The 26,796-nt window shown below is 70.6% G+C and carries 27 protein-coding genes and 1 tRNA gene; 10 read left to right on the top strand and 18 right to left on the bottom strand.

The window, feature by feature from the left end; genetic code table 11:
* Positions 1-37: 37 nt before the first annotated feature.
* A complete protein-coding gene (locus tag MFF01_RS08190; protein WP_238223794.1) occupies positions 38-742 on the bottom strand; it encodes an HAD family hydrolase in 705 nt (234 codons plus the stop codon).
* Positions 743-961: 219 nt separating this feature from the next.
* Here MFF01_RS08190 and MFF01_RS08185 point away from each other — a divergent pair, with 219 nt between their 5' ends.
* The 3 genes from MFF01_RS08185 to MFF01_RS08175 all read left to right on the top strand — a co-directional run bounded on the left by MFF01_RS08185 (position 962) and on the right by MFF01_RS08175 (position 2,666).
* On the top strand, positions 962-1,282 hold the full coding sequence (locus MFF01_RS08185; protein ID WP_238223792.1) for a PetM family of cytochrome b6f complex subunit 7: 321 nt from the start codon (positions 962-964) through the stop codon (positions 1,280-1,282).
* Positions 1,283-1,441: 159 nt separating this feature from the next.
* Complete coding sequence (locus MFF01_RS08180) at positions 1,442-1,705, top strand: hypothetical protein (protein WP_238223789.1); 264 nt, start codon at positions 1,442-1,444, stop codon at positions 1,703-1,705.
* A gap of 10 nt (positions 1,706-1,715) precedes the next feature.
* Positions 1,716-2,666 (top strand): ABC transporter ATP-binding protein, encoded by a 951-nt coding sequence (locus MFF01_RS08175; RefSeq protein WP_238223787.1) that lies wholly within the window; start codon positions 1,716-1,718, stop codon positions 2,664-2,666.
* A gap of 21 nt (positions 2,667-2,687) precedes the next feature.
* Here MFF01_RS08175 and MFF01_RS08170 read toward each other — a convergent pair whose 3' ends face one another.
* Positions 2,688-3,971, bottom strand: coding sequence for a PQQ-dependent sugar dehydrogenase (locus MFF01_RS08170; protein ID WP_238223786.1), 1,284 nt, complete (start codon positions 3,969-3,971; stop codon positions 2,688-2,690).
* 365 nt (positions 3,972-4,336) lie between these two features.
* On the opposite strand from MFF01_RS08170, the gene trxA reads away from it, so the two are divergent.
* The gene (gene trxA, locus MFF01_RS08165; RefSeq protein ID WP_056088302.1) at positions 4,337-4,657 is read left to right on the top strand and encodes a thioredoxin; all 321 of its coding nucleotides are present in this window, start codon (positions 4,337-4,339) and stop codon (positions 4,655-4,657) included.
* A 115-nt stretch (positions 4,658-4,772) separates the two neighbouring features.
* Here the strand turns inward: trxA and MFF01_RS08160 are convergent, their stop codons facing one another.
* Positions 4,773-5,600: an inositol monophosphatase family protein gene (locus MFF01_RS08160; protein WP_238223783.1), complete on the bottom strand. Its 828-nt coding sequence runs from the start codon at positions 5,598-5,600 to the stop codon at positions 4,773-4,775.
* A gap of 319 nt (positions 5,601-5,919) precedes the next feature.
* Between MFF01_RS08160 and MFF01_RS08155 the strand changes: the two genes are divergently transcribed.
* Entirely contained in the window at positions 5,920-6,414 is a 495-nt protein-coding gene (locus MFF01_RS08155; RefSeq protein ID WP_373319683.1) for a DUF6101 family protein, read from the top strand.
* Between the two features lie 21 nt (positions 6,415-6,435).
* On the opposite strand, the gene ubiA is transcribed toward MFF01_RS08155, so the two are convergent.
* Both ubiA and MFF01_RS08145 read right to left on the bottom strand, forming a co-directional pair.
* Complete coding sequence (gene ubiA, locus MFF01_RS08150) at positions 6,436-7,386, bottom strand: 4-hydroxybenzoate octaprenyltransferase (RefSeq protein WP_373319710.1); 951 nt, start codon at positions 7,384-7,386, stop codon at positions 6,436-6,438.
* Positions 7,387-7,524: 138 nt separating this feature from the next.
* A complete protein-coding gene (locus MFF01_RS08145) occupies positions 7,525-7,989 on the bottom strand; it encodes a hypothetical protein (RefSeq protein WP_238223774.1) in 465 nt (154 codons plus the stop codon).
* Between the two features lie 287 nt (positions 7,990-8,276).
* Between MFF01_RS08145 and MFF01_RS08140 the strand changes: the two genes are divergently transcribed.
* The 5 genes from MFF01_RS08140 to MFF01_RS08120 all read left to right on the top strand — a co-directional run bounded on the left by MFF01_RS08140 (position 8,277) and on the right by MFF01_RS08120 (position 12,123).
* Positions 8,277-9,029: a 16S rRNA (uracil(1498)-N(3))-methyltransferase gene (locus tag MFF01_RS08140; protein ID WP_238223772.1), complete on the top strand. Its 753-nt coding sequence runs from the start codon at positions 8,277-8,279 to the stop codon at positions 9,027-9,029.
* 129 nt (positions 9,030-9,158) lie between these two features.
* Entirely contained in the window at positions 9,159-10,526 is a 1,368-nt protein-coding gene (locus MFF01_RS08135) for a glutamate--cysteine ligase (RefSeq protein ID WP_238223770.1), read from the top strand.
* 131 nt (positions 10,527-10,657) lie between these two features.
* Complete coding sequence (locus MFF01_RS08130) at positions 10,658-11,086, top strand: hypothetical protein (RefSeq protein ID WP_238223768.1); 429 nt, start codon at positions 10,658-10,660, stop codon at positions 11,084-11,086.
* Positions 11,087-11,180: 94 nt separating this feature from the next.
* Positions 11,181-11,447, top strand: coding sequence for a sulfurtransferase TusA family protein (locus MFF01_RS08125; RefSeq protein WP_238223767.1), 267 nt, complete (start codon positions 11,181-11,183; stop codon positions 11,445-11,447).
* A 109-nt stretch (positions 11,448-11,556) separates the two neighbouring features.
* The gene (locus MFF01_RS08120) at positions 11,557-12,123 is read left to right on the top strand and encodes an NUDIX domain-containing protein (RefSeq protein ID WP_238223766.1); all 567 of its coding nucleotides are present in this window, start codon (positions 11,557-11,559) and stop codon (positions 12,121-12,123) included.
* A gap of 61 nt (positions 12,124-12,184) precedes the next feature.
* Here MFF01_RS08120 and MFF01_RS08115 read toward each other — a convergent pair whose 3' ends face one another.
* From MFF01_RS08115 to MFF01_RS08055, 13 genes are all read right to left on the bottom strand, one after another.
* Positions 12,185-13,648: a GumC family protein gene (locus tag MFF01_RS08115; protein ID WP_238223765.1), complete on the bottom strand. Its 1,464-nt coding sequence runs from the start codon at positions 13,646-13,648 to the stop codon at positions 12,185-12,187.
* Between the two features lie 363 nt (positions 13,649-14,011).
* Positions 14,012-15,097, bottom strand: coding sequence for a glycosyltransferase (locus MFF01_RS08110; RefSeq protein ID WP_238223764.1), 1,086 nt, complete (start codon positions 15,095-15,097; stop codon positions 14,012-14,014).
* Entirely contained in the window at positions 15,094-17,058 is a 1,965-nt protein-coding gene (locus tag MFF01_RS08105; RefSeq protein ID WP_238223763.1) for a glycosyltransferase, read from the bottom strand. The genes MFF01_RS08110 and MFF01_RS08105 overlap by 4 nt, the downstream gene beginning before the upstream one ends.
* Before the next feature lie 245 nt (positions 17,059-17,303).
* Positions 17,304-17,380: transfer RNA gene (locus MFF01_RS08100), tRNA-Pro, on the bottom strand.
* Between the two features lie 118 nt (positions 17,381-17,498).
* Entirely contained in the window at positions 17,499-18,173 is a 675-nt protein-coding gene (locus MFF01_RS08095; RefSeq protein WP_238223760.1) for a 4'-phosphopantetheinyl transferase family protein, read from the bottom strand.
* Between the two features lie 110 nt (positions 18,174-18,283).
* Positions 18,284-18,478, bottom strand: coding sequence for a hypothetical protein (locus tag MFF01_RS08090; RefSeq protein ID WP_238223757.1), 195 nt, complete (start codon positions 18,476-18,478; stop codon positions 18,284-18,286).
* 165 nt (positions 18,479-18,643) lie between these two features.
* Entirely contained in the window at positions 18,644-19,516 is an 873-nt protein-coding gene (locus tag MFF01_RS08085; protein WP_238223755.1) for an RNA polymerase factor sigma-32, read from the bottom strand.
* 237 nt (positions 19,517-19,753) lie between these two features.
* Positions 19,754-20,347 (bottom strand): CarD family transcriptional regulator, encoded by a 594-nt coding sequence (locus MFF01_RS08080; RefSeq protein ID WP_238223754.1) that lies wholly within the window; start codon positions 20,345-20,347, stop codon positions 19,754-19,756.
* Between the two features lie 462 nt (positions 20,348-20,809).
* Complete coding sequence (fdxA, locus tag MFF01_RS08075; RefSeq protein WP_238223753.1) at positions 20,810-21,148, bottom strand: ferredoxin FdxA; 339 nt, start codon at positions 21,146-21,148, stop codon at positions 20,810-20,812.
* A 265-nt stretch (positions 21,149-21,413) separates the two neighbouring features.
* Positions 21,414-21,689, bottom strand: coding sequence for a S4 domain-containing protein (locus tag MFF01_RS08070; RefSeq protein ID WP_238223752.1), 276 nt, complete (start codon positions 21,687-21,689; stop codon positions 21,414-21,416).
* A gap of 15 nt (positions 21,690-21,704) precedes the next feature.
* Positions 21,705-25,088, bottom strand: a complete 3,384-nt coding sequence (locus tag MFF01_RS08065) for a helicase-related protein (protein ID WP_238223751.1) — start codon at positions 25,086-25,088, stop codon at positions 21,705-21,707.
* 153 nt (positions 25,089-25,241) lie between these two features.
* Complete coding sequence (locus MFF01_RS08060; RefSeq protein ID WP_238223750.1) at positions 25,242-25,631, bottom strand: hypothetical protein; 390 nt, start codon at positions 25,629-25,631, stop codon at positions 25,242-25,244.
* Between the two features lie 33 nt (positions 25,632-25,664).
* A complete protein-coding gene (locus tag MFF01_RS08055) occupies positions 25,665-26,486 on the bottom strand; it encodes a DUF3108 domain-containing protein (protein ID WP_238224318.1) in 822 nt (273 codons plus the stop codon).
* Between the last annotated feature and the right edge of the window lie 310 nt (positions 26,487-26,796).

Here is a 26,796-nt window from a genome sequence, read left to right as displayed (position 1 = left end):
TGCCGGGCTCGCCGCGATAGCTTCCTTCGGTTCCGCCTCAGGCGGCCGCCACGACTGCCGCGAACCGGGCGAAATCGTCGAACACCCGCGCGGCGCCAGCGGCCATGAGGTCCCGGCCCGTGCGGTCGTGGGCCCAGTGGCCGCCGCCGGTGAAGCCGAGGACCCGCATGCCGGCCGCGCGGGCCGCTTGCACCCCCGGCACGCTGTCCTCGATGACGAGGCAAGTTTCCGGCGTCGCGCCCATATTGGCCGCGGCATGGAGGAACAGGTCCGGCGCCGGCTTGCCCCGCGCCACCATGGTCGAGGAGTAGATCCGGCCCTCGAACAGGGGCAGCAGACCCGTCAGCCCGAGGGTGTGCGCCAGGCGAACCGGATCGCTGCTCGAAGCGACGCAGTGCGGCAGGGCGAGGCCCGCCACGGCGTCGCCGACGCCCGGCATCGCTGCGAGCCCGGCATCGAACGCCCGCAGGGTGTCGGCCTTGACCGAATCGACGAAATCGTCCGGCACGGCGACGGCGTAGTCGCGCACGATATGCGCCATGATCGAGGGCATGGACGTCCCGGCAAAGCGCACCCGCACGGTCTCGACGTCGATGGGGACACCGATGCGGTTGAGGCCGAGGGTGAGGCGCATCAGGGAGATCGGTTCGCTGTCCACGAGCACGCCGTCGCAGTCGAAGATCACCAGGGCGAGGGGGGCATGCGGGTCCGCGAAGGGCGCGGTGGCGGTCTGGTCGGTCAAGGATCGTCCTCGGAATCGGCGCCGAGCGAAATGCCCGCGGTGTCGCCGGGGTCGGGGTCGTGAACCGTCCGGGATCGGGCGCTTGGCGCAGCGCTTGAAAGTGGGGCGGTGTCGCATGCCCGGGACCGGGCTCGCAATGCAGCAACGGCTTGCACGGGCCGGCGGGCACCCCTACTCAAGGCTCGGCCGGCATCGGGTCGGCGGGTATGACCGGGCGCGATGCTTCGTTTTCTCAGCCGCTTCCTCGGCCTCGTCCTCCTCGCGGGGGGCTTCGTCGGCTTCGTCTATGACGGCGCCCGCTCCATCGCCAACAACGGCCTGCGGGTGACGACGGTGAGCGACCTCCTGTTCACTCTGTTCAAGGACCGGGCGAGCGCCCTGCAGGGTGCCGTCGAGGGCGTGGCGCCGTGGCTGTGGCAGATCCTCGTCCTGCCCCTGACCCTGGCGCCCGCCTCCCTCCTCGGTCTCGGCTTGGGAGCGTTCCTGCTGTGGCTTGCCCAGCCCGGTCGCGAGCCCGTGGGATTCCTGAGCCGGCCGTGAGCCGAGGCGCCGCGCCGAAGGCGTAATCCCCGGCGGCGCGTGCCGTCGCGCACGCGCCGGAACGGCCTCCATTTGCGAGCCGCTCGGCACCCTCTATGGTCGGCGCCGTTCTCGCGTGGGTTGATCGCCGCGCGTCACGTCGACGGACCCAGGTTTTCCATGTTCCGCTCCCTTGCCGCCTTCGCCCTGCCGCTGCTGGCCCTGCCGCTGCTGGTGGTGACCGCCGCCGCACAGGCGCCCTCGGGAGGCCGCACCGTCACCGCCACGGGCGTCACCAAGCCGCCGGGCCGGGCCGGGGCGCCGTTTTCCCGCGCGTCGACGGAAGCCGACATGGCCAAGGCCCAACGCGCCGCTGCCACCCGTGACAAGGCGTGGGACGCCAAGATGCGCACCACCATGGGGTCGATCTGCAAGGGTTGCTGAACCGTTCCGGATGATCCGCCTCGAAGGCGTCTCGAAGCGGTTTCCCGGAGCGGCCCGTCCGGCGGTCGAGGCCGTCGATCTCGTGATCGCGGAGGGCGAGACCTGCGCCCTCATCGGCCCGTCCGGCTGCGGCAAGTCCACCACCCTGCGCATGGTCAACCGGCTGGTGGAGCCGGATACGGGCACGGTGCGCCTCGCTGGAGAGGACGTGGCCGGGGTCGATCCGATCCGCCTGCGCCGCCGCATCGGCTACGTCCTTCAGGGCGTCGGCCTGTTCCCGCACCGGACGGTGGCCCGCAACATCGCCACCGTGCCCGAACTGCTCGGCTGGCCCAAAGCCCGCATCGCCGCGCGCGTCGATGCCATGCTCGACCTCGTCGGTCTCGATCCGGCAGAGTACCGGGGGCGGCGGCCCGACGCCCTTTCGGGCGGGCAGCGCCAGCGCGTCGGCGTCGCGCGGGCGCTCGCCGCCGATCCACCGGTGCTGCTCATGGACGAGCCGTTCGGGGCCGTCGATCCCGTCGCCCGTGGCCGTCTTCAGGTCGAGATCGGCGCCATTCTGAAGCGTCTGCGCAAGACCGTCATCCTCGTGACCCACGATCTCGACGAGGCGGTGCGGATGGGGGACCGCATCGTGCTCATGCGTGCCGGGCGCATCGTCCAGGCCGATACGCCCGACGGTCTCCTGGCGCGTCCGGCCGACGCCTTCGTGGCTGAATTCACCGGTCCCGACCGCGCCCTGCGGCGTCTCGCCGGGCTCACGGTCGGTGCGCTCGCCGTTCCCGAACCGGCGCAGGGCGCGCCCGAAATCGCCTGGGACGCCTCGTTGCGCGACGCCCTCGCGCTTCTCCTCGCCACCGGCAGCGAGCGCCTCGCCGTCGCCGGCCCGGCGGGGCCGATGAGCCTGAGCCTCGCGGCGATCCGCCAAGTCTCGGCGACAGACGGCACGGCGCCCGCCTGAACGGGCGGACGCCGAACCTTCTCAGGTGCCCGGTGTCAGCTTCAGGATCTTGCCGTCGGGACCGTCGGTGACGGCGTAGACCGCGCCGTCCGGCCCAACCTTCACGTCACGGATGCGGTTCTCCAGGGGAATGCGCTCCTCGGTCACCACCTTGTCGCCGTCGAGCTTCACCGCCACGAGTCCCTGGCTGGCGAGGCCGCCGATGAGGAAGGCATCCTTCCAGGCCGGGAACTTGTCGCCCGTGTAGAGGGCCATGCCGGAAGGGCCGATCACCGGGTCCCAGTAATACACCGGCTGGGCGGTGCCGGCGGCCTGCGTCTTACCCTCGCCGATCTTCTCGCCCGAATACTCGATGCCGTAGGACACCTCGGGCCAGCCGTAGTTCACGCCGGGACGCGGACGGTTCAGTTCGTCGCCGCCGCGCGGTCCGTGCTCGACGGTCCAGAGCCGCCCCTGCGGGTCGAGGGCCGCCGACTGGACGTTGCGGTGGCCGTAGGACCAGATCTCGGGCTTGGCCTTCTCGCCGCCCGTGAAGGGGTTGTCCTTGGCGGCATTGCCGTCCGTGTCGATGCGGAAGACCTTGCCGAGGCCGCTGGTGAGGTCCTGGGCCTGGACCCGGGGACCCTTGTCGGAGCGCTCGCCCACGGTGACGAACAGCTTGCCGTCCGGCGCGAATACGAGGCGCGAGCCGAAATGCTTGTCGCCGTCATAGGTCGGCATCTGCCGGAAGATCACCTTCACGTCGTCGAGGCGGGCGGCGCCCTTGTCCTCCACGAGCTTGGCGCGGGCCACCGTGGTGCCGTTGCCCTTCTCGCGGGGCTCGGCGTAGCTGAAGTAGATCAGGCGGTCGGCGACGAAGCTCGGGCTGAGCGCCACGTCGAGGAGGCCGCCCTGTCCGCGGGCGTCGACCTTGGGCACGCCCGGAATCGCCGGTCCGGCCGTGCCGTCCTTGGCCACGATGCGCAGGCTGCCGCCCTTCTCGGTGACGAGCATGCGCCCGTCGGGGAGGAATTCCAGGGCCCACGGGCTGTCGAGCCCCTTGGCCACGGTCTCGACCTTGACCTTGGTGGCCTCGGCGGGCTTGGGCGCCCGGGTCTGATTGGGCAGCATCGGCTTGTAGGTGGTGTTGGGCGCCTCTGTCTCGGCCGGCACGGTGCCGGCGGCGTCCGAGGTGGGCGCCGTGAAGGCCTCGCCCTCGACCCGTGGCTGCCGGGGCGCGGCGCCGCCCGCCTCCTGTGCGAAGGCGCTCGCGGGCAGTCCGGCGAGGGCGAGGGTGGCGAGCAGGGTCTGGGAGATGCGCTTCACGTCGGATTGTCCTCCATGGCGGCGGCGTGCCGGGTCAGGCGCTCCGGCGCTCGGGGCGGCCGAAGACTCCCCACCCGGCCGCTCGGGCCCGCGCGGGTGAGGGGGAGATGGGGCGAGGCCGGGGGTTTGACGAGGGCCGCCGCCGTCCGGGATGGCGCCGAACGGTGGACAAGGCCCGCGACGGGCGATGTCCCGCGTCGTCCTGGACCCCACCGCCTTGACCGTCCCGCCCCGCGTCGCCAAGTCTCGCACAGAGGCGCCGCTTTTGCGGTGCACCCCAGGCCGGGCGTTCCGGCCCGCGGACGGGCCCACGGTTTCGTCGCAGGGGACGCGCTCAGGCGCGAGAGGTAGGGAAAGGGACCGAGATGGCGACGGTGAAGGTAACCGACGCGAGCTTCGAGCAGGACGTCCTTAAGTCCGTCGAGCCCGTCGTGGTGGATTTCTGGGCCGAGTGGTGCGGTCCCTGCCGGCAGATCGGCCCGGCGCTGGAGGAGATCGCCACCGATCTCCAGGGGCGTGTGAAGATCGCCAAGGTCAACGTCGACGAGAACCCCGGCATCGCCGCGCAGTACGGCATCCGCTCGATTCCGACCCTGCTCATCTTCAAGAACGGCGAACTGGCGAGCCAGAAGGTCGGCGCCGCTCCCAAGGGCGATCTCTCGCGCTGGATCCAGGCGAGCGCCTGAACCTTGCGGCCCCGTCTCTCAGCAGGAGAGCCGGGGCCGAACGACGCACGCGGTTGCCGATCCGCCTTTCTTCGTCTCCCGCGCTATCACGCAGCGGGAGGTTCGCCAGAGACACTCAGCCCCGCGCCAGCGCATCCACCGTCTGGGCCCGCAGGCCATCCGGAAGGGCGATGAGCGCGCCGTGGACGGGGTCGGTGCGGTTGTAAGTGGTGGCGATCCCCGAGAGATCGCTCACCGAGCCGCCGGCCTCGCGCAGGAGTAGGTCGGCCCCGGCGAGATCCCAGTCCCGGGCATCCGACGAGACGAGCCCGACATCGATGGAGCCCTCCGCCACGCGGGCGACGCGGAGCGCCAGGGACGGCACCCGTTCCACCACGACGAAATCCGGCGTCACGCCGTCTCGCGTCGCGCCGCGCGCGAGGGTGTCCATCATCGGCTTCGGCCCGGTCACCCGGGCGCCCGCGAGGGCGGCCTGCGTCGAGGCCCGCAGCGGCGTGCCGTTGCGCGTCGCCCCCTGGCCCGCCACCGCCTCATAGAAATGATCGCTCACGGGGGCGTGGACGAAGCCGAGGACCGGCTCGCCGCCCGCCAGAAGCGCCACGGAGATCGACCAATCCGGATGCCCGGTGAGGAAGGCGCGCGTGCCGTCGATGGGATCGACGATCCAGACGAGGTCGGCCCCGAGTCGCTGGGCGTCGTCGACCGTCTCCTCGGAGAGCCACGCCGCCGCCGGCAGCAGGGAACTGAGGCGGACCTTCAGGAAGGTGTCGACGGCGATATCCGCCTCCGTGACCGGCGAACCGCCGGCCTTCGACCAGATCCGCGCGGCCGTCTTCTCACCGGCCCGGAAGAACGGCAGGGCGAGGCCGGCCGCCTCGCGGATCGTCTCGCGCAGGGCCGGCACGAGGGCGTAGGCGGAATCCGGGACTCTCGAGGCGGGCATGCGACTCCATTCGGATGGCGGTCGGGTGGGTAAAGCGGCTGGGGACGCGAGCGCGCCGGGGCCGGGCGAGGGGCGGCGGCACCGTCCCGTCCGTTGTAGGGTGCCTCACCGGCGGCCACAAGGATCGTCGCGCAGAGGTCGATACGCTGGGATCTCGGCGATCAACGCAAGGAACCGTTGAGCATTCTTGGCATCAGGACCCCGTCCATATTCGCTTAACGCTCACTCTTAAGGTCGCTGGAGGAGATCAGGGGCCATTCTGCTTGTCATAGACGGACGGTCTCACAGAGGCCGTTGCTTCCAACAGGGTGTCCGAGCCATGAACACTTTCGCGAACATGAACCACATCTCGGCCAGCAACGAGACCGCTGCGACGATGCCCGCCTTCGTCGCCGCCCGCCTGCCGGTGTTCGGCCGCAACGCCGCCCTGCGGCCCACGGGCGTGGCCCTCGCCTTCTCGGACGATGCCTCCGACGCCTGCGGCGAGGATCGCTTCGACCTCCTCCTCGTGGATGCCGAGGGCGCCGTCGTCGAGCGTCTCGGACCGTTCTGCGAGGCCGAGGTGGTGGCCGTCTGGCGCGATGTGGCGGACAAGTCCGGCCTGCCCCGGATGATCGTGAAGGAGGATGGCGGGCTCGCCAGCGTCTCGCGCCAGCTCGGGCCCGTGATGCTCGGCCTCACCCGCACCCGCCGCCGTCACGGCCTGCTGTCGGGCCGCCGCCCGCGCTTCCTCGTGCGCCGCAAGACCGCGTCCCTGCCCGTGCGCCCGCTCATCCACCGCGGCGAGAGCGAGATCGTGTCGGGCGTCTGCTGAGCTGTCTCGGGTCTCCCGAGACTACCCCATCCAGGCCCGTAAGGCCGCGTCCAGGGCGAGCCCGGCGAACAGGATCAGACCCGCATCGCGGTTCGATCGAAACAGCATGAGGGCCCCGCGCCCGTTCCCCGCCTCCAGGCGAAGGGTCTGCCACCCGAGATGGGCCGCGAACCCCGCGACGCCGAGGAGCCCGATGGGTCCGGCGCCCGCACCCAGGGCGGCGAGGGCGACGAGGCCGGCGGCGACGGCGTAGCAGGCCCCGATGGCGGCCTTCAGGCGCGGCCCGAAGGTGCGGGCCGAGGAGCGGATCCCCGCGATGGCATCGTCCTCGATGTCCTGCACCGCGTAGATCGTGTCGTAGCCCACCACCCACGCGATGGTGCCGGCATAGAGCAGCCAGGCCGGGGCATCGAGGCGGCCGAACACCGCCACCCATCCCATCAGCGCCCCCCAGGCAAAGGCCAGTCCGAGCACGAGCTGCGGCATCGACATCACCCGCTTCATGAACGGATAGATCGCCACCGGCGCGAGCGACGCGATGCCGACAAGGATGGCGGTGACGTTGAACTGCAGCAGCACCGCGAGCCCGACGAAGGTCTGGGCGACGAGGAACAGGGCGGCGTGGCGGGCGCGCACCTGGCCCGAGGGCAGGGGGCGCGAGCGGGTCCGCTCCACCTGCGCGTCGAGGTCGCGGTCGGCGATGTCGTTGTAGGTCGAGCCCGCGCCGCGCATGGCGACGGCGCCGACGAGGAACAGGGCGAGGTGGACGGGGTTCGGCACCGTCCCCGAGGCGATGGCGGCCAGCGACGCCGACCACCAGCATGGCAACAGCAGCAGCCACCAGCCGATGGGCCGGTCGATCCGGGCGAGCCGCAGATAGGGCCGCGTCCGCTGCGGCGCCCATCGGTCGACCCAGTGGCCGGACACCGCATCGGCGACGGGCCGTTCGATCGGGGGAGGGGGCGTCGGCAATCCGCTCATGACGCGGCGTATGGCCGGGATTCCCGTCGCCGCACAAGTCGGTGGCGAGCCACGCGATGCCCTCCACAGCGGGGGACCCGATGCGAGAACCGGCAGGGCCGGGGGTGGAGTGCCCCTAACGGAAGCGGATCAGAGCGCGCCCTGGGGCATGCGCATCGCGCCCGTGAGGCCGGGGCCGCCAAGGAGACCGCCGCCGCCACCGTTCTGAGCCTGGGCCCGCGCCTGCGATTCCATCTTGGCGGCCTGGGCGGCGATGCCGCAGATCTTGGTGCGGATGCCGCCGACCTTGATGTGATCCGCCTTGAAGCCTTCGGCGAAGGAATCGGGGATCGAGCACCATTCCTTGTTGGCGGTGATCCACTTCAGGCCCTCGGCACCGTTGTTCTGGAGCTTGCCGAACAGGGCGCAGGCTTCCTGCGGGGTCATCTTCTTCTTCGAGCTCGAAGCGGCGTTCGCCTTGGCCACGAGGTCCTTGCGGGCCTGCAGCGTCTTCTGGATCTCGCCGCATTCGGCGGCCTGGGCGAAGGCCGCGGACGCGACGAACTGGGAGCCCGCGAGGGCGACGGCGACCGTCGCGATGAACTTGAACGACATGCTCTGACTTCCCTTGAGTCTCCCCGACGCCTCGGCGGGAGCACTGCCCCTGACCGCCGACGCGATGGCCGATTCGCTGCGGGGATGCGGTCGATCCCGCGCGATTCGAGCCCCGATGGGCGTTTCGCCATAGGAATGTGGCGTCTTTCAAGTCGCAAACCGCCCTGGGCGTTCGCCCGTGGGCAAATGCACGAAAGCCCGGCCGCGTAACCTTTTCGCAACATTTGATCCGAGGCCGGAGCGGGGACCCCGTTGACAGGCGGCGGGCGCCACGCGACCACCCCGGCATGGCCGCCTACGATTTCACCGCGCCCCGTCTCCATGTCGAGCAGGACCTCGTGCCGGGCGCGGTCCTGCCCCTCGAGCGGGCGCAGGCGAACTACCTCCTCAATGTCCTGCGGCGGGGGCCGGACGACCCCGTACTGCTGTTCAACGGGCGCGACGGCGAATGGCGCGCGGCCCTGGCGCAGAGCGGCCGCAAGAGCGCGAGCCTCGTGGTGCAGGAGGCGACCCGGCCGCAGACTCCGCGAGCGGACCTGCACTACCTGTTCGCGCCCCTGAAGAGCGCACGCCTCGACTACCTCGCCCAGAAGGCCGTCGAGATGGGCGCCGGGACCATCCGCCCGGTCTTCACCCGCTTCACGCAAGGGGAGCGCCTCAACGTCGAGCGCCTGCGCGCCAACACCGTCGAGGCGGCCGAGCAGTGCGGCATCCTCAGCCTGCCGGAGATCCAGGAGGCGGTGCGCCTCCCCGTCGCCCTGGCCGACCTCGCGCCCGAGCGGCTCCTCGTGTTCTGCGACGAGGACGCGGCCTTGTCCGACCCGATCGCGGCCCTGCGCGGGGCTGCCGACCCGGCATCCCCGCCGCCGCTCGCGGTGCTGGTGGGCCCCGAGGGCGGATTTTCGGCGGAGGAGCGCGCGCTGATCTCCGCCCGGCCCAACACCGTCGCCCTGTCGCTCGGCCCCCGCATCCTGCGGGCCGATACGGCGGCCGTGGCGGTGCTGGCCCTGGTGCAGTCGGTGCTCGGGGACACACGCTGAAGCACCGCGCCCTTGCGTCCGTTGTTCGCATGGCGGCCGTGGACTAAGGAGACGGCATCCCGATGGGGCTGTCGCGACCCCGGTCGGGCCTGCCTCTCATCCGAACGCTTTTGACGACGAGGCCAGCGCATGGCGCGCGATACGTCCGACACGACGCCGCTGACGAAGCGGGACGAACTGATCGCGTGGTTCGCCGAGGGGGAGAAGCCGCCCGCGCGCTTCGCCATCGGCACCGAGCACGAGAAGGTGCCGTTCTACCGCGACGGCAACCGGCCCGTGCCCTACGCAGGGCCGGCGGGCATTCAGGCGCTCCTCGAAGGGCTCGCGCGCGAGACCGGCTGGGAGGCCATCGAGGATGCGGGGCATCTCATCGGCCTCGCCGGCCAGGAGGGCGGGGCCATCTCCCTCGAGCCCGGCGGGCAGTTCGAGCTCTCCGGCGCACCGCTGCCCGACGTTCACGCCACCGTCGCCGAGCTGCGCACGCACCTCGAGGCGGCCAAGCGCGTGGCCGAACCCCTCGGCATCGGTTTCCTCGACCTCGGCATGAGCCCGAAATGGACACGGGAGGAAACGCCCGTGATGCCGAAGAGCCGCTACCGGATCATGGCAAGCTACATGCCGAAAGTCGGGACGCTCGGCCTCGACATGATGCTGCGCACGGCCACCGTGCAGGTGAACCTCGACTTCGCCTCGGAGGCCGACATGGTCGCCAAGATGCGCGTCGCCCTGGCACTCCAGCCCGTGGCGACGGCGCTCTTCGCCAACTCGCCGTTCACCGATGGGCGCCCCAACGGCTTCCTGTCGCGTCGCTCCGAGATCTGGCGCGACACCGATCCCGACCGCACCGGCATGCTGCCCCGGGCTTTCGCGCCGGGCTTCGGCTACGAATCTTACGTCGACTGGCTCCTCGACATGCCGATGTACTTCGTCAAGCGTGGCGAGACCTATCACGACGTTTCCGGCGCTTCGTTCCGCGATCTGATGGCGGGTAAACTCGCTGCCCTGCCGGGCGAGCGCGCGACGGTGTCGGACTGGGCCAATCACGCCTCCACCGCCTTCCCGGAGGTGCGGCTCAAGCGTTTTCTCGAGATGCGCGGCGCCGATGTCGGCGGTCCGGAGATGATCGCCGCCCAGGCCGCCTTCTGGGTCGGACTGCTCTACGACGACGCGGCCCTGGCCGCCGCCTGGGACATCGCCAAGGGCTGGACTGACGCCGAGCGCGAATGCCTGCGCGCCACCGTTCCGCGTCTCGGCCTCGCCGCTCGCATCGGCGGCCGTCCCCTCGGGGCCGTGGCCGCCGAGGCCCTCGCCCTCGCCCGCTCTGGCCTCGCCGCGCGGGGCCGCCGCGACGCCCACGGGCAGGACGAGACCCGCTATCTCCAGCCCCTGGAGGCCATCGTCGCCGACGGGCGTTCGCACGCCGAGATGCGGCTTGCCGATTACGAGGGCCGCTGGCAGCGCTCCGTGGAGCCGGCCTTCACCGAATGCGTGTTCTGAAGCGAGGCCGGGGCCGCACGACGATTCATTGATGGCCAGTACTTCACGAAGGCTTGACAGTGATCGTTCGGGAACGGTTCAGGGGCGATACCGTTCATAGGGGTATCTGTTTCCCAGCTGGAGAGTTCAGCATGTCTCGGATCCTGTCCCTCGCCCTCGCGGGTACCACGGCCCTCGGCCTGTCCGCCGGCTCCTTCACCGCCGCGCAGGCCGCGCCGCTTCCTGCGCTCAATGCCGTCCAGGTTGGTGGTGAGAGCGCCGCTGTGGAGAATGTGCGCTGGCGCGGTGGTTACGGCGGATATTACGGACGCGGCTACGGCTACCGTCGCGGCCCCGGCATCGGCGGCGCCCTCGCGGCCGGCGCGGCCTTGGGCATCATCGGCGGTGCCATCGCGGCGAGCCAGGCCCCCCGCTACGGCTATTACGATCGTGGCTACGTCGGGGCCGGTTACGGCTACGGCGCCCCCGCCTACGGTTATGGGTACGCGCCCGCCTACGGCTATGGCTACGCGGCCCCGGCCTACAGCTACGGCTACCCCGCCTACGGCTACGGTTACTGAGGCACCGGGTGGCCCGGCGGATTGCCGGGCCTCCACCCCATTCCACCCGCCGATGGCCCCAGGCCCGGCGGGTTTTCCATGGCGCGAGACGTCCGTGACCGCCCAACCGCCCGAGACGCCCCGGGATAATCCCGAGCCCTGCGAACTCGACCTGTCGGGCCTGAAATGTCCGCTGCCGGTTCTGCGCACGCGGAAAGCCCTGCGGGGATTGTCGCCCGGCGCGACTCTGGCTGTCCTCAGCACCGACCCCCTCGCGGCCATCGACATTCCTCACCTCGTCCATGGCGAGGGCGACACCCTCCTGAGCCAGGAGCGTCGGGCTGGCGCCGTCCGGTTCCTCATCCGGCGAAAGCTCGGTTAGCTGCCACGAGGCTGTGGACCGACGCCCCGGCCTTCGCCTCATTCATGCGACAAGCCGTTGCTAAAGCCCCGTCGCGCCGGCCGGTCCGGACGGCGATGGAGGAAGAAGCATGGCGCCTGTCATCCGCGGCACTCGGATCCTGCATGACGGCTGGAGCCGGTTTCTCGTGGCCGAGGTGACGATGCCCGACGGAACCCGTCTCGCCCGCGAGATCGAGGATCACGGCCGGGCGGTGGCGGTGCTGCCCTACGATCCCGTTCGCCGCGTGGCGCTCCTCGTCGAGCAGTTCCGGCCTCCGGCCCTCTACGCCGCCGGCACCGAATCGCTCCTCGAAGTGCCCGCCGGACTCCTCGATGAAGCCGATCCCGAGGAGGGCGCACGGCGCGAGGCCTACGAAGAGGTCGGGGTTCGCCTCGGCGCCCTGGAACGGATCACCTGCGGCTGGAGCATGCCGGGCATTTCGACGGAACAGATGGATCTGTTCCTGGCCCCCTACGGCGCCGACGACCGCTCCGGTCCCGGTGGCGGGCTGGATGCCGAGCACGAGAACATCATCGTGCACGAGATGGACCTCGCGACCTTGCGCGCCATGAGCGACCGCGGCGAGATCACCGATATCAAGACGCTGCTCCTCGTCTACGCCCTGCGCCTGCGCCACCCGGATCTGTTTTCCTAGACCCGGAGCGGTCGACCCTCCGGCGATCCGCCTGACGGACCCCCGTGAGCGCTCGGCCGTGTCAGGCGTCGACGGCGCGAAAGCTGCGGGCGCCGACGGGGGCGGGCGTCCGCTGGGTCCCGTCGCGGCGGGCGCCGCGCAGGAGGGCGAGGCCAGCGCCAAGGCCAAGGCCAAGGACGAGGGCGACGGGCAGGATCACCTTGGGCGAAGGCGGCCAGCTGCGCAGACGCGCCGGCGTCGCCGCCGAGATCACCCGCAGGTTGGAGTTGTTGAGGCGCTCCTGCTCGGAGGTCTCGCGCGCCCGCTTGAGGAAGGTCTCGTAGACGGCACGCCGTGCATCGAGTTCGCGCTCCAGCTCACGCAGGCCGACATTGGCCCGGTCGTTTCCGGCGGTCTCGACCTTCGCCCGATCGAGGCTTTTGCGCACGGCCGCCTCGCTCGCGGCGGCCCGGTCGTAATCCTTCTGCGAGGTTTCGATGATCCGCTCCTTCTCGCGCTGGATCAGGCGCTGGAGGTCCCGTTGCTGGGCGTATTGCTCGGCCATGGCGGGGTGTCTCTCGCCCAGGCGCGTCGCCAGTTCGGCGGTGTTGCGCGACAGGGTGGCGTAGGCCTGCCGAAGGTTCTGCATCTCGAGGGATTGCAGCATTTCCGGCAGAGCCGTGCCAGCCTCGCTCGTCTGCATCCGCCGGGCCTGATCGAGGCGCGACTGGGCTTCGGCCGTGCGGATCGTGGCGCTGACGAGCTGCTGGTTGAGGTCGCTCAACTGCTGGTCGCTGAGGAGGCGTCCGCTCGTGGTCACGAGGCGGTTCGCTTCCCGGTACTTCACCACCTTGCCCTCGGCTTCCTCGACGCTGCGCCGCAGGCCGGTGAGCCGGGCCGTGAGGGCATCGGAGGCGCGCCGGGCCGCGTCTGTCCGGGCGCGGGCCTCCTCGGCGAAATAGGCGTCGCCGATGGCGTTGGCGATGCGGGCCGATTTCTCCGGGTCCAGGGTCTGGACATAGACGTCGATGACGAAGGTCCGCTCCGCCCGGCGCACGCCGAGCTTCGTCCGCAGGGTGTCGAGGGCGATGTTGTTGGCGTCGCGGTTCCCGGGTGGCGGTTCGAGGCCGAGCAGGTCCTTCATGGCGACCACGACGGGATTGGTCGAAGGCTCGCGCACGAACTCGTCGTCGCTGCCGAGGCCCAGGCGCTCCACGACGGGGCGCAGAACGCTGTCGGACTGGATCACCCGCGCCTGGCTTTCGGCGATGGAGACGCCGCTATCGGCCTGCGGTGAACGGTTGGTGAGATCGTTGGCGATGACGGAGAGGTCGGTGGGATCGACGAGGATCTGCAGCACCGAGGTGTAGGTCGGCTTGAGCAGGTTGAGGCCGAGGACGGCGAGGACCACGGCGGTGACGCCCGACAACACGATGACGCCGGTGCCTTGACGGAGCCAGCGCAGGATGGCGGCGGTATCGGGGGCTGGTGCCGTGCGCCCCATGGCGATCGGCTCACCCCGCATCGTCGTCCCGAAATCGAACATCGTTCCGTCTCCCGACCATCCCGCTTCGGGGTGACGCCCCGCACCCCGTTCCGTCCCACCCGGGGAAAGCCCGTGCCGATCCGGCACGGATGCCCCCGTCGTGGACGTGGATGAGGCGTGATTCGCAGCCGGCATGCCAATCCGTGCCGTCCCGATCCGTGCCGGTGAAGAAGGGCGCGCGACCAGGGATCAGGTTGACGGTGCGCCCGTGTACAAGACGCTAGCAAGGCACCAGCGCCGCGCGGATTTCACGGGCGGACCCCCATCGCCGCGCGATTATGGTTAGGGAACACTTTTCACGGGAAAACTCCCCTGGTCGCAGAGCGATGGAGTTTTCATTGTGCTTGGCGTCGAATTCGGCGGTCATCCCCGTGGGGGAACGACGCCGTTCGAATCCGCGTAGGCGGCCGGTCCCCAGTCCAGGAAGGCGCGGAACCGGGCGGCGTCCGCGGTGGCGAGGCCGTTCCAGCGGGCGACGTTGGCCCGCGAGGCCGCCGCCGCCCGCGGCAGAGCTGTCCGTGCCCAATCCGCGATGCGGGCGGCCGAGCCCTCGGGATCGTCCGGCGCGATGAACAGGGCCGAGGATCCGAGCACCTCCGAGAACACAGCGCCCTGCGGGGCGACGACGGGCAGCCCGCCGTGCTGGACCTCGAGGAGGGGCAGGCCGAGGCCTTCGGCCTTCGAGGTGGAGAGCAGGAGGTGGCAGCTCTCGGCGAGGCGGCGCAGGCCGGCATCGTCGACATAGCCGTGGAGGGTGAGGAAGGGCGGCGGCGCCTCGAGGAAGGGGTGACGGCCCCAGCCGACGCGGCCGACGACGTGCAGCTCCGCCGGAATTCCGGCGGCGTTGAGGGCCGCCACGATGGCGATGGCCGCCGGGTAATCCTTGCGCGGTTCTATGGTGCCGATGGCGAGCAGCCGCAGGGGTTTTGCCGGATCGTAGGCCGCCGTCCCGGCCATCCCGGCGAGGCCGAACACGTCGCGCACCCCCGGCCGCAGCAGGGCCACGAGGGCGCGGGACCGGCAGACGTCGCGCACGGCCTCGCCCGTGGTGCGGGAATTGACGAGGAAGCGGCGGCCGAACCGCATGGCGAAGGCAAAGCTCGGCGCCATGTAGAGCCGGCTCTTCCAGCTGAGGTCCTGCGGCCGGGTGATCAGGAAGGTGTCGTGGACGTAGGTGATGCAGCGTGCCCCGAAGGCGACGCTGAGGGGGCCCGGCGGGAAACCGGGGAAGACGAACAGGGCCGAGCGATCGGCGAGCGCCCGCGCCGGCAGGCCGAGATGCTGGGCGAGCATCATGCCGGGCACGCTGCCGCTGCGCACGGGGCGGACCTCGTGGGGGGCCAGGTTCTCCGGAGCGAACAGATCGAGGGCGACGCGCTCGATCCCGGTCACGTGGCCGCGCAGGTTGGTGAGGTCGAGATAGACGGGACGCGGTGGGGCGGCGTTCATCGGTGGCGTCTCAACGTTCGCGCGAGGAAGCTGCCGGCATAGAGGCCGCGCCGGACCCACAGCGGCAGATCCCGCCCCAGGACGGCGCGCTTGGCCCGACGCAGGAGGCGGATGGGAGCGGAGGAGGGGGCCGGCACGGTGCCGGATTCGCCCGGGTGGCGATCCTGCGCGAAGGCGAACCGCCCGAGGAGGGCCGGCGAGAAGCGCAGGCGTCCATCGATCGGCGCGGGCACGAGACCGCGCGCGACGAGGACATCGTTGAAGCGCAGGGCCGCTGCGGCATGGGTGAAGCGGTTCTCAAAGGCGATCCGCGCATAGGCGCCGAGGCGCTGCCGCATGTCCTCGTCCTCGATCAGTGTGGCAAGGGCCTCCCCCAGGGCGCCGGGCCTGTGCGGCACGAGGAGACCCGAGACGCCGTCGATCACCGCCGTGGTCAGGCCCGAGGCGCGGTAGGCGACGGTGGGGATGCCGCACAGGCCCGCCTCCACCGGCGTCTGCCCGAGGGTCTCGTTGAGGCTCGCGGTCACGTGGATGTCGCAGGCCCCGTACCATTGCGCCAGGATCGCCTCGTCGCCGATGGGGCCGGCGACGAAGAGGTTCGGCAGGCCGAGGGCGGCGGGATCGTCGAGACGCCCGACGACCACGAAGCCGAGGCCCGGCCGCGCGAGCCGGCGCAGGGTCGCGGCGAGGTCGAGGAAGCCCTTGCCCGGGGCATCGGCGATGACGGCGGCGAACATCACGAGCACGTCCCCGGCCGGCAGGCCGAGGTGCCGCCGCAGGGCCGCGCGGTCACCGGGCCGGAACGCCCCGGCGGGGAACGCGAGGTCGATCCGGGCGAGGGCCGTGTCGGCGGGGGCGTTCGCGCGGGTGTAGTCGTGGGTCCAGGCCGAGTTCGCCAGGAGCAGGGGGCCATCGGCCGCCGTGAGGAAGGCGCGCTTCTCGGCGTGCATTCCGGCGATGCGGGACGGGGCGAGGTGCGGATACTGCGTCGCGGTCGGGCATAGGGCGTCGCAGCCCGTGACGAGGCGGGTGCATCCCCAGGGGAAGGCGCAACGGCCCGTTATGGAGAACAGATCGTGCAGCACGATGGCGATGGGCAGATGTCGTCCGAGGCGGGCGAGGATGCCGGGCCGACGCGTGGCGCCGTGGATGTTACCCACGAGGAGGAGATCGTAGCCGCCGTCGCGGATCGCCGCTTCCGTGCGGGGGAAGCTGTCCTGCCACTCGGCCCCCGCCGGCACGATCTCGCCGGCGAGCCGGTGGTTCGTCACCCCGTGGCCCGCGAGGACGAGGGCCTCGGTCAGCCGCCGATGGGCAATGCCGGCTCCGCCGACGGCGCCGTGATCCGTGAGTGCCGCAATGGCGAGTCCCGGCGGCGGCGGTACCGGGACGAGGTCCTGTTCGTATTGCAGCAGGACGGGCCGGCCGATCCGGGCGAGGCGCAGGCCCGCGAGGCGGGGCCACAGGTCGGCGATGGGATGCGCAAGCGATAAATCGAGACCCCCCGCCCGGTGGAGCGCCGCCCGTGACAGCAGGCATTCGCCGCCCGTGAAGGCACCGAGGCTTCCGCTCGGCACGGCCCCGTCGAGGAGCCCGGGGTCTTGCGCCACGGCATCGAGGCCGAGCACCGCCGCGCCGAACAGCACCCGCAGACCGGTGACCACGTCGGCGCTGTCGAGAAACGCCTCCAGGGCGAGGGCCGCCAGGGCGCCGGGGGCCAGCAGATCCCCGGCGCGCAAGACGAGGACGTAGTCGGCGCCGGTCTCCGACAGCAGGGCATCGACGCACGCGGCGGCTGCCTCTGGACCGGGCGGGATGGCGTGATGCTCGACCGGTCCGTATCCCTGTGCCGTGACGGAGGCGGCGGTGGCTCGAAAGCCGGGGGCGTCGGGTGCCGATGCCGTGAGGATGAGAAGGTTGGGCCAGGCCCGGCCATCCGGCAGGGTGGCCGGGACGGTCACGCGGTCCGTATGAGTTCCGAACGGCCAGCACGCGACGCCATGAGCCGTAGAGAGGTCATGGCCTCCTTGGACGCCATGCTCCTCTCGGACACAATGACCATCGTGTTCGAGCATGGCGACGTTCAAGTCCGTAGCGAGCGCGGAACGGGGCTTCGCCCGACCAACGCATGGCCGAGACCTACAGGCTCACTCTAAAGAATTGCTTGTGCTCTCTGAGCCGGGAAGACCGCCTTCCCAGGGAAGGCTGGTCGGAGTGGCAGGATTTGAACCTGCGACCCCCACGTCCCGAACGTGGTGCGCTACCAGACTGCGCTACACTCCGAAGGCCGGCGCGCTGCGCCGACGAGCGGACCTATAGCGAGGCCTAACGCGGCCTGCAAGCGGATCATTGGCCTTTGGGTGCGCTTTCTTCAGGGCGAACGCCACCGAGCCGAAAGCCTTCAGACCGAGAGCCGATCCGCCCAATCCGCAGGGAGCCGTGCCCTTCGGCAGCGAGCACGGGGCGCGTCGATGGCCACGGCCCCGGTCACCCCCGGCACGGGAGCGAGGCCGATGAGGGTCCAGGCTGGGGCCGGTACCCCCCCCGCCTCGAGGAGTTCGGCGGGAGCGGGGGGAATCGCGACGGCGAAGGCATCGAGGGGCATCGACAGGCCCGCGCCGATGGCCTTCACGAAGGCCTCCTTCGCCGTCCAGGCCGCGAAGAACGCCGCTTCCCGTTCCGGCCCGGCTTCTTCGAGGGCGGCGATTTCGCGGGGGTGGAAATGAGTGCGTGCGATCCTGAGGAGGTCGGGAATTGGCCGGTGGACCTCGATATCGACGCCGATCCGCGCCGTGGTGGAGAGGGCCACGAGGGCGTGCGTGCCGGAATGCGAGAGGTTGAAGTCGAGGCGTCCAGCATGCTGTCCGACCAAGCTCGGTCGACCCGTCGGCGAGACTGCGAAGGCAACGGCAGCAGGTTCAATACCCAGGACGGCGCCGAGGACGACGCGCAGGGCGGCATGACTGGCGAGGAAGCGGTCGCGATCCTCACGTCTCAGGAACCGCTCGGCCCGGATGCGCTCGCTTCCATCGAGGACCGAGAGGCAACGCGCGCGGCGCCCGTCGTCGAGGGTCAATTCAACGCGCCAGATCCCGTGTCCTTCGCATGGCTCCGGCTCCGCCTCGGGCCATGTCTCGGCGCCAGGACGATGATGGGACGAGCCGGACCGATCCGCGCTCGTGTTCCTCACCGCAGGGATCTGGACCGACGCGGCAGCGTATGACCGTTCCGGTTCACAACGATCAGGAGGGCGAGATATCCGACCTCAACCACCGCGAGGACGCTCAGAAGAAGACCGGCGCTGAAATGCAGAGAGAATCGCTGGCTCAGGGCGAACAGAATCACGACCCCGGCGGATGCGCCGATGAGCAGCGGCAGCACCGTGATCGATCTCCAAGTGATCGTTGCGAACCTAGCCATCGCGTCTGCCACCCATCTGGCGATGACGTTAACGCGATGCCCATCAGGAGAGGAAGTACTCTTATGTTCTAATTAAGCCACACCGCCACCCAAACTTGGGTCTGTGACGTTCGCCGCACCCATCCGTTAGGCGTAGACGTTGCCAGCCGTTTGCGGGAAACGCTCGGCCAGGGCGCGCCGCAGCTTTTCCAAGGCGCGGTTCTCGATCTGGCGGACGCGCTCCTTCGAGATGCCAAGGCGGAGTCCCAAGGCTTCGAGGGTCGCCTGATCCTCGGCCAGGCGGCGCTCCTTGAGGATACGCAACTCGCGCTCCGAGAGAACCGCCAGGGCTTCGTTGAGCCAGGTCAGGCGCCGCTCGCCATCGACCTGAGCGGAGACGGTCTCGTCCGGCAGCGCCGCACCATCCACGAGGAAATCCATCCGCTCGGACGACGCTTCGCTCTCCTCGCCCACGGGGGCATTGAGCGACATGTCGGGACCCGACAGGCGCGCGTCCATGAGGGCCACATCCTCGCGCGAGACGCCGATGGCGGTGGCGATGCGACGATGAATCTCGTCGCCCACATGCTCCTCGGTCGATTGCATCAGGCGGGCACGAAGACGCCGGAGATTGAAGAACAGGGCCTTCTGCGCGGAACTCGTTCCACCGCGGACGATGGACCAATTGCGCAGGATGTAATCCTGGATCGAGGCGCGGATCCACCACGTCGCGTAGGTCGAGAAACGCACCTCCCGATCCGGCTCGAATCGGGCGGCGGCTTCCATCAAACCAACATGGCCTTCCTGAATGAGGTCCGCCATCGGCAAGCCGTAATGACGAAACCGCCCGGCAATGGCGATGACGAGGCGCATATGAGCCTCGATGAGGCCATGCAGCGCACGCTCGTCCCGCTTGTCCTTCCACCGAACGGCGAGGCCGCGTTCTTCGTCTCGGGCCAGGAAAGGCGCTTCCATCGCCGTGCGTATGAACTGACGCCGTATTCCAGCGATGTCCGCCATCCCCGCCTCCGCCTCGTTGAAACGTTCGTTTCTGCCGCGTGGTCGCCGCGTCCCGTCAGACGGGTCGCTTTCAGGTCCCTCGCGTGGCGACAGACAACGGGGTCGTCCAGACGATTGTTCCCGATGCGGGACCGGGTGAGCCGGTCGCTTTTTCGTGACCCGGCCGCCGCGACAAACGAAAAGGCCCGACGCTGATGCGCCGGGCCCGAAATCGGATCAGGAAAGGGGAGGCGCGGCTCAGGCCGCCTCCTCCTGAATCTCGTCGGCATCGGCTTCGCCCTCGGCTTCCGCCTCGCCCTTGGCGCGGCGCGGGGATTTGGCGAGGCTCTGCTCGATGAGCTTCAGGGCCTCGGTCTCGGTGATGCGGTTGACCGACGAAATCTCGCGCACCACCCGGTCGAGGGCGGCTTCGTAGAGCTGGCGCTCGCTGTAGGACTGCTCGGGTTGGGCCTCGGAGCGGTAGAGATCGCGCACGACCTCGGTGACCGACAGCAGATCGCCGGAATTGATCTTGGCCTCGTATTCCTGGGCGCGACGCGACCACATGGTGCGCTTGATCCGGGCCCGACCGGTGAGAACGTCGAGGGCCTTCTTAACGAGCTCGGGCTCGGCCAGCTTGCGCATGCCGACGCTGTTGGCCTTCGCGGTGGGAACGCGCAGAACCATCTTGTCCTTCTCGAACGAGACAACGAACAACTCGAGCTTGTAGCCGGCGATCTCCTGCTCCTCGATGGCGGTGATGCGCCCGACACCATGCGCCGGATAGACGACCGCTTCGCCGGTCTTGAAGCCTTGCCGGCCTGCTGCCGTCGTCTTCTTGGCTGTGGTCATGCGAGAAGCGCCTCCAGAACATCGCGCGGGTCCGATCGCCGCGCCGAACGGTAATCCCGGGGTGGGTCACCCGGTCTCGGCCCTTGGCCACGAATTCGGTATCCGAAGGACGCCGAACCCAAGGTTTCCCGGGCCAGCCGACACAGCGCAACGAAGGATCGGCCGCAGAAGGCGTTGGGCGCCTCCGGCGGTCGATCGCATGCGACCTCATTTTCTCAAGTTGTGAGAGGGCCATCTGGTGAAGGCCGGAGGCAACACGTCGAGCACGAACGACGGCAGGCCATAGGCATAGCACATTCAGGCCGCCGAATCAAAGGATTGCCGGCGCAGGCTCACGCCGCATCCCGCTCGAATCCCCACCCGAACGCATCGCTTTGACGCAGGCCCCTGCGTTTTCGCGGGGAGAGCCCGGCGGCCGTGCGCGTCCTCCGGAGCCGTCACCATCGCGGCTCGGGCGATGCCTCAGTCGCCGGTGCCGGGGCTCGCCGAGAAGTGTGCCTCGAACTTGCCGGCGACGCCGTCCCACTCCTTCGCGTCGGAGGGGGCGTCCTTCTTCTGGGTGATGTTCGGCCAAGTCTTGGCGTAATCGGCGTTGACCTTCAGCCAGGTCTCAAGGCTCGGCTCCGTGTCGGGCTTGATCGCCTCGGCCGGGCATTCCGGCTCGCACACGCCGCAATCGATGCACTCGTCGGGGTGGATGACGAGCATGTTCTCGCCTTCGTAGAAGCAGTCCACCGGACATACCTCGACGCAGTCCATGTACTTGCACTTGATGCAGTTGTCGGTGACGACGTAGGTCATGGGGCCTTCAGTCCTCGATCCGCACTCGCCAGGGCCTCGACGGGGCAAGCCCGCCGTCTCGATGGCTTCGCGGATCCATTGACGCTTGGACACGGGACGGGACGACACCCGCTCTTGCCTGATGGGGGTGGCTCTAGACCCTGGCCGAAGGGCTGACAAGCGCACCGGCGATGCCCGGCGCAGGGACGGCTCCGGTGTCGTATGCACGCCACGGCGCCGGACCTGTGAATCGTCCGCACCTTCCATCGACGGGGCGGCGTTCGGATCAGCCCTGCGGCGGGTCGAGGGCGGCGTAGAGCGTCTGGGCTTCTGGGGCGCCGCCCCGGCGCTCGCCGAGGTCGAGCACACGGACGAGGGCGGTGGTATGGGCCGCCGCTACGGTGACCACGTCGCCGATCGCGATGGCGGTCGCGGCGGCGTCCGCCCTGCGCCCGTTCACCCGGACATGGCCGGCTTCCACGAGACGCGCGGCCAAGGTTCGGGTTCGCGCGAATCGCGCGAACCACAGCCATTTGTCGAGACGCTGCCGCCCCGGCTTCATCGGCTCACGGACGCGTCACCGCTTGTCCCCACCGCCCGATTCGAGCTGCGCCTTGAGGGCGGCGAGCTTGGCGAAGGGCGAATCCGGATCCGGAGCGCGTTCCCTGCGCTGCGGACGCGGCTCGTCGCGCGGAGCCGCGCGGGGCTCGTCGCGGCGCTCCGGCCGGGTCCGACCGGGCTCGAAACGCTCGCGGCGCTGCGGGCGACCGTTCTCCGGACGCCCGCCCTCGCGACGGCCGCCCTCGGGGCGATCGCCCGGCTGGCCACTGCGCGGACGGCCCTGACCATCGGGAGCGCCGGCGGACCGGCGCTGGTCCGGCCGACCCTCGCCGGGGGCGCGGGCGGCCGCGCCATCCCGCTCGCGGCCACCGCCGCGGGGGCGGTTCTGGCGCGGGGCGCTGCGCTGCTGGCGCTGGAGGCGCCAGACCTCGACGGTCGCGACCTCGGCGGGGGCGCTTTCACTCTCCGTCGACGCCGCCTCGCCCTCGGCGGGCGCCTCCACGGTTCCGGTCTCGACGGGATGAGTCTCGTCGGCTCCCGGCGCGTCTGACGCCTGCGTCGCCTCGGTGGTCGTGGCGTCGGCGGGCTGCTCGGCCGCGTCGGCGAGGCTCGCTGCCTCGGCCACGGGCTCCGGCGCGACGGTTTCGGCGGCCTCTGCGCTCGCCGGCTCGGGAGCGTCCGCCGCAGGCTCGGCGGGAGACGCGTCGGCGGCCTCCGCGACGGAGGGCGCCTCGACCGAATCGGCCGTCGAGCCGGGCTCGACCGTCGACTCCGTGCCGGTCTCCCCGGCAGTTACGTCCTCCTGCGGCGTCTCACCGGGAGCATCTTCACCCGTCACGGCTTCGGCGGTCCCACCGCTCGCCGCCGCTTCGGTGGACACGGTCGCCTGGACCGGCTGGGTCGAGGCCGCCGGCAGGAGCGGCACGGTGATGGCCGGGCCGGGGCGTGTCTCGGCGGCGTAGCCGAGGGATTTCAGGATGGAGGCGAAATCCTCGCCCGAGCAGCCGACGAGGGAGGTCATTCCCACGGTGGCGACGAAGGCATCGCCGTCGGCCGCGCCCACCGGGGCGTCGCCCGGCGTGGTGCCGGGGCGGTAGGCGATGGCGGGACGGATCAGGTCAGCGAGGCGCTCGAGGATGTCGACGCGCACGGCGCGCTCTCCGCACACCCGGAATCCGGCGGCGCGGTAGAGGCCCTTGGCGATCTCGGGATCGACCTTGATGGAGGTGCGGCCCGAACTCGCGAGATGGGCGATCTCGTCGAGGCCGCGCTGGTCGAGGCCGCCGTTCTTCAGGGCCCAGAGCTGGGCCGCGAGGGTGCGGGGGGCCGGCTTCAGCAGGGCCGGCAGGAAGATGTGATAGGCGCCGAAGCGCACGCCGTGGCGGCGAAGCGCCCCGCGGCCCTCCTGGTCGAGGGTGCGCATCTCGTGCATCACCTTGGCGCGCTCGAGGACGCCCAGCGACTCGACCACCTGATAGCCGATGCCCTTGGCGAGCCCCGTGAGGTCGGCCGCCGTCTCGATCTCCATGAGGGGGCCGAGGAGGCGCACCACGTGGGCCTTCAGCCAGGCGACGAGGCGGGCCTCGACCTTGTCGCGGGCCGGCCCCGTGAGCTGCTCGTCGGCGAGGAGGCGCACATGCGGCTCGAACAGCTTGTCGCCGGGCGTCAGCTTGGCCACCGGATCGCCGGTCCAGCGCACGACGCCGTCGTGGCTCAGGACCAGCGTCGCGTCGGCGGCCGCCGAGAACCGCTCGGCGCGGGCCTCGATCTCGCCGGCGAGCGCCTTCTCGGCCGCGCTGCGCAGGGTCTTGGCCTCATGGCCTTCCGCGCCGGGGTCCGGGACGAACTGGAAGCCATGCAGATGGCCGACATGCTGTCCCTCGACGGTAACGTCCCCGCCGGCGGTGATCTCAGCTTCCAACATCGTATTCTCTCTCAAGCGTCGCATCAGGACGCTGGTACGCCGGTCGACGAAACGGCTGGCAAGGCGTTCGTGCAGGGCGTCGGACAGCCTGTCCTCTACCCGACGTGTCTCGCCCTGCCAATGCACCGGATCGATGAGCCAGTCCGGTCGGTTCGCCACGAAGGTCCAGGTTCGCCCCTGCGCGATGCGCTGGGACAGGGCGTCGATGTCGCCGTCCGTGCGGTCGATCATCGCCACGTGCTTGGCGAACCAGTCGTTGGGGATGCGCCCGGCCATGCCCCGCATGAGGAAGCGGAACAGCTGGGCGACGAGGTCGGCATGGGTCTGCGGATGGACCTTGCGGTAATCCGGCACGCCGCAGACGTCCCATAGGCGCTTCACCGTGGCGGGCGTCGAAGCCATGTCGCGGATGTCGTCCTCGCGCATGAGGATTTCCAGCGCCGACTGGTCCTCTCCCATGGGGGCGCGGGTGAGGCCCCGCTCGCGCGGATGCTCGTCCAGGCTCTCCTGCAGGGCCTTCAGGGAGGAGAAGTCGAGGTCGGGGTTGCGCCACTGCAGGACGCGCAGGGGCTCGAAATCGTGGTTCTCCAGGGCCTCGATCATCTCGGGCTCGAACGGGGCGCAGCGCCCCGTGGAGCCGAAGGTGCCGTCCGAGAGGTGGCGCCCGGCGCGCCCCGCGATCTGGCCCATCTCCGGGGGCGTGAGCTTGCGGAAACGCGTGCCGTCGTACTTCCAGTTCGCCGCGAAGGCGACGTGGTCGACGTCGAGGTTCAGCCCCATGCCCACCGCGTCCGTGGCGATGAGGTAATCGACCTCGCCCGACTGGTAGAGCTCGACCTGGGCGTTGCGGGTCCGGGGCGACAGGGCGCCGAGCACCACGGCCGCGCCGCCGCGCTGACGCCGGATCAGTTCGGCGATGGCGTAAACTTCCTCCGCCGAGAACGCCACGATGGCCGTGCGCCGGGGCAGGCGCCCGAGCTTCTTCTCCCCCGCGAAGGTGAGCTGGGAGAGGCGGGGCCGCGTCGTCGTGTGCACGCCGGGAATCAACGACTGCACCAGGGGCAGCATCGTCGAGGAGCCGATGAGCAGGGTCTCTTCGCGCCCGCGCTGGTGCAGCAGGCGGTCGGTGAAGACGTGGCCCCGGTCCATGTCGGCGGCGAGCTGGATCTCGTCGATGGCGACATAGGCGACGTCGAGGTCGCGCGGCATCGCCTCGATGGTGGAGATCCAGTAGCGCGGCCGGTCGGGCTTGATCTTCTCCTCGCCCGTCACGAGGGCGACCTTGTCGACGCCGACCTTGGCCACCACCCGCAGGTAGACCTCGCGGGCCAGCAGCCGCAGGGGCAGGCCGATCATCCCCGTGGGGTGGGCGAGCATCCGCTCGATGGCGAGGTGGGTCTTGCCGGTGTTGGTCGGCCCGAGCACCGCCGTGACACCGCGTGCGCGGGCCTGCGGGGGGAGGGAAGGGCGGATCATGGGCGAGGGGCGGTCCCTTCGGCGAGACGAACCGGCGACGGGGAGGTGTCACGCGGGGCGAACCCCGCTCCGAGCATGCCCCGCGAGACACCCGTCCACCGCCCGGCCCGATCTCGAGCAAAGGCGGTTTCGCGGGCGTCGCGTGAGGAACCCTCAGTTGCCCCGGCGCGGGCGAGGCGGCAGCCGTTCCCCATATGGGGCGTAGACCCCGCCATCGCCAAGGCCGCCGGGCCCGGGGCCGCCCGCGTCGTATCCGCCGCCCGGTCCATACCCGTCGCCGTAACCGCCAACCCCGTATCCGCCAGGACCGTACACGCCCGGAGCGCCGTAGAAATCGACGCCGTTCGGGCGGGCGGGCGCGGCGAGATCGGCGCAGAGGGTGTCGGGCATGGCGGTGATCGGGCCGCGCCGGGGGCGGCGCCCCTCCACCACCTCGGCGGAGGAATAGGCGTCGCCGCCGCATCCGGACGGGTCGTTGGTCAGCGGCGCGCCGAGGGCGGGACTGGCCGCAAGGACGACGAGGGCGAGGAGGCTGCGGCGCATGGGGGTCTCGGGTGGGGGTCTCAGGCGGGTGTCTCAGGGTTGTCCGTCGAGGCTCGCCAGGGCGCCGGCCGAGCCGGCCGCCGCCGTGATCGTGGGCGCGCCGCTGCGGGACCAGCGCGTCGCCTCGATGATGTTGGTGCCGATGGTGGTGCGCACGGAGATCCGGATCGGCAGGAGCACGCGGGTGCCCTCCACGGGGGCGAGCCAGACGGACATGTCGCGGTTGTCCTCCATGAACTTCACCCCCGGCCGGTCGGGGCGGTGCCCGGCGATGGCCTGATAGCGGGCGTTGCAGACGAGGATCGGTCCGGCATAGCCCGGTTTCTCGATCGTCCGGGTCTCGCCGTAGCTCAGCACCACGTCGAACCGGGTGGCGCCATCGAAGACCGGCAGGGTGCGGTTGCAGTTGGCCGGGTCGATGAGGTCGCCGCGCGCCGTCGCCGGCATCATCAGGGCGCTCGCCGGATCGATGACGCCGCGCTTGTTCTCGGGGGTGATCGGCACCCGGTCGCCCATGTCGACGAGGGGCGGGGTGATCTCGGCCTGGGTGACGGTGCCGCGCGCGAGCGCCATGCGCACGGCGATGCCCGAATTCGCGGTCTTGGTGGAGATGGCGAAGGCGCTCGGCTGCGGGCCGGCGGCGATGAGGCCGCTGGCGCGGGCCGAGCCCATGCCGCCCGTGACCGCGCCGACGAGGCCGGTGAGGCGGGCCGACACGTCCATGCGGTAGCGCGTGCTCTCGAACGCCCCCGTCACCTGGGCGGTGCCGATGGAGATGCCGGCGAGCGCGATGCCGTAATCCACCGTGACGTTGGCGGCGGCGGCCGCCTTCGGCCGCGCCTCGGCCGCCGGCATCGCCAGCAGCAGGGCCGGAACAAGGCCGGCGCCCAGAAGACGCTCGACCGGAAGGCGCTTGGCGAGGAAGCGCTTGGCAGGGAGGCGCTTGGCGCACATGACTGGGAACTCGGTTGGGAACGCGGGGGGCGGCGGGTGGCCCGGCGGTGACGGGGTCGGGTTCCGTCCTTGTCCCGGCATCGTCGGTCCCCATGGTTAATACATCGTTCGAGGGACGCGGCGCGACGGCTCCGTCGCCGAAAAAGCCGGTCCCGCCTTGACGGCAGGGGACCCCATCCCCTATAGGCTCGCGCCTTCAATGAGACGCCGC

It is taken from the genome of Methylobacterium adhaesivum, assembly GCF_022179065.1.
Lineage (GTDB): Bacteria > Pseudomonadota > Alphaproteobacteria > Rhizobiales > Beijerinckiaceae > Methylobacterium > Methylobacterium adhaesivum.
Note: the sequence above shows the minus strand (reverse complement) of the source record. Positions and strands in the feature narration are given on the sequence as shown.

What these genes read in the sequence shown, in the direction of transcription:
- MFF01_RS08185 (WP_238223792.1), top strand. Translation starts at nt 962, where the DNA reads ATGCTTCGTTTTCTCAGCCGCTTCCTCGGCCTCGTCCTCCTCGCGGGG.
- MFF01_RS08180 (WP_238223789.1), top strand. Translation starts at nt 1,442, where the DNA reads ATGTTCCGCTCCCTTGCCGCCTTCGCCCTGCCGCTGCTGGCCCTGCCG.
- MFF01_RS08175 (WP_238223787.1), top strand. Translation starts at nt 1,716, where the DNA reads ATGATCCGCCTCGAAGGCGTCTCGAAGCGGTTTCCCGGAGCGGCCCGT.
- trxA (WP_056088302.1), top strand. Translation starts at nt 4,337, where the DNA reads ATGGCGACGGTGAAGGTAACCGACGCGAGCTTCGAGCAGGACGTCCTT.
- MFF01_RS08160 (WP_238223783.1), bottom strand. Translation starts at nt 5,600, where the DNA reads ATGCCCGCCTCGAGAGTCCCGGATTCCGCCTACGCCCTCGTGCCGGCC.
- MFF01_RS08155 (WP_373319683.1), top strand. Translation starts at nt 5,920, where the DNA reads ATGAACACTTTCGCGAACATGAACCACATCTCGGCCAGCAACGAGACC.
- MFF01_RS08145 (WP_238223774.1), bottom strand. Translation starts at nt 7,989, where the DNA reads ATGTCGTTCAAGTTCATCGCGACGGTCGCCGTCGCCCTCGCGGGCTCC.
- MFF01_RS08140 (WP_238223772.1), top strand. Translation starts at nt 8,277, where the DNA reads ATGGCCGCCTACGATTTCACCGCGCCCCGTCTCCATGTCGAGCAGGAC.
- MFF01_RS08135 (WP_238223770.1), top strand. Translation starts at nt 9,159, where the DNA reads ATGGCGCGCGATACGTCCGACACGACGCCGCTGACGAAGCGGGACGAA.
- MFF01_RS08130 (WP_238223768.1), top strand. Translation starts at nt 10,658, where the DNA reads ATGTCTCGGATCCTGTCCCTCGCCCTCGCGGGTACCACGGCCCTCGGC.
- MFF01_RS08120 (WP_238223766.1), top strand. Translation starts at nt 11,557, where the DNA reads ATGGCGCCTGTCATCCGCGGCACTCGGATCCTGCATGACGGCTGGAGC.
- MFF01_RS08115 (WP_238223765.1), bottom strand. Translation starts at nt 13,648, where the DNA reads ATGTTCGATTTCGGGACGACGATGCGGGGTGAGCCGATCGCCATGGGG.
- MFF01_RS08110 (WP_238223764.1), bottom strand. Translation starts at nt 15,097, where the DNA reads ATGAACGCCGCCCCACCGCGTCCCGTCTATCTCGACCTCACCAACCTG.
- MFF01_RS08085 (WP_238223755.1), bottom strand. Translation starts at nt 19,516, where the DNA reads ATGGCGGACATCGCTGGAATACGGCGTCAGTTCATACGCACGGCGATG.
- MFF01_RS08080 (WP_238223754.1), bottom strand. Translation starts at nt 20,347, where the DNA reads ATGACCACAGCCAAGAAGACGACGGCAGCAGGCCGGCAAGGCTTCAAG.
- fdxA (WP_238223753.1), bottom strand. Translation starts at nt 21,148, where the DNA reads ATGACCTACGTCGTCACCGACAACTGCATCAAGTGCAAGTACATGGAC.
- MFF01_RS08070 (WP_238223752.1), bottom strand. Translation starts at nt 21,689, where the DNA reads ATGAAGCCGGGGCGGCAGCGTCTCGACAAATGGCTGTGGTTCGCGCGA.
- MFF01_RS08065 (WP_238223751.1), bottom strand. Translation starts at nt 25,088, where the DNA reads ATGATCCGCCCTTCCCTCCCCCCGCAGGCCCGCGCACGCGGTGTCACG.
- MFF01_RS08060 (WP_238223750.1), bottom strand. Translation starts at nt 25,631, where the DNA reads ATGCGCCGCAGCCTCCTCGCCCTCGTCGTCCTTGCGGCCAGTCCCGCC.
- MFF01_RS08055 (WP_238224318.1), bottom strand. Translation starts at nt 26,486, where the DNA reads ATGCCGGCGGCCGAGGCGCGGCCGAAGGCGGCCGCCGCCGCCAACGTC.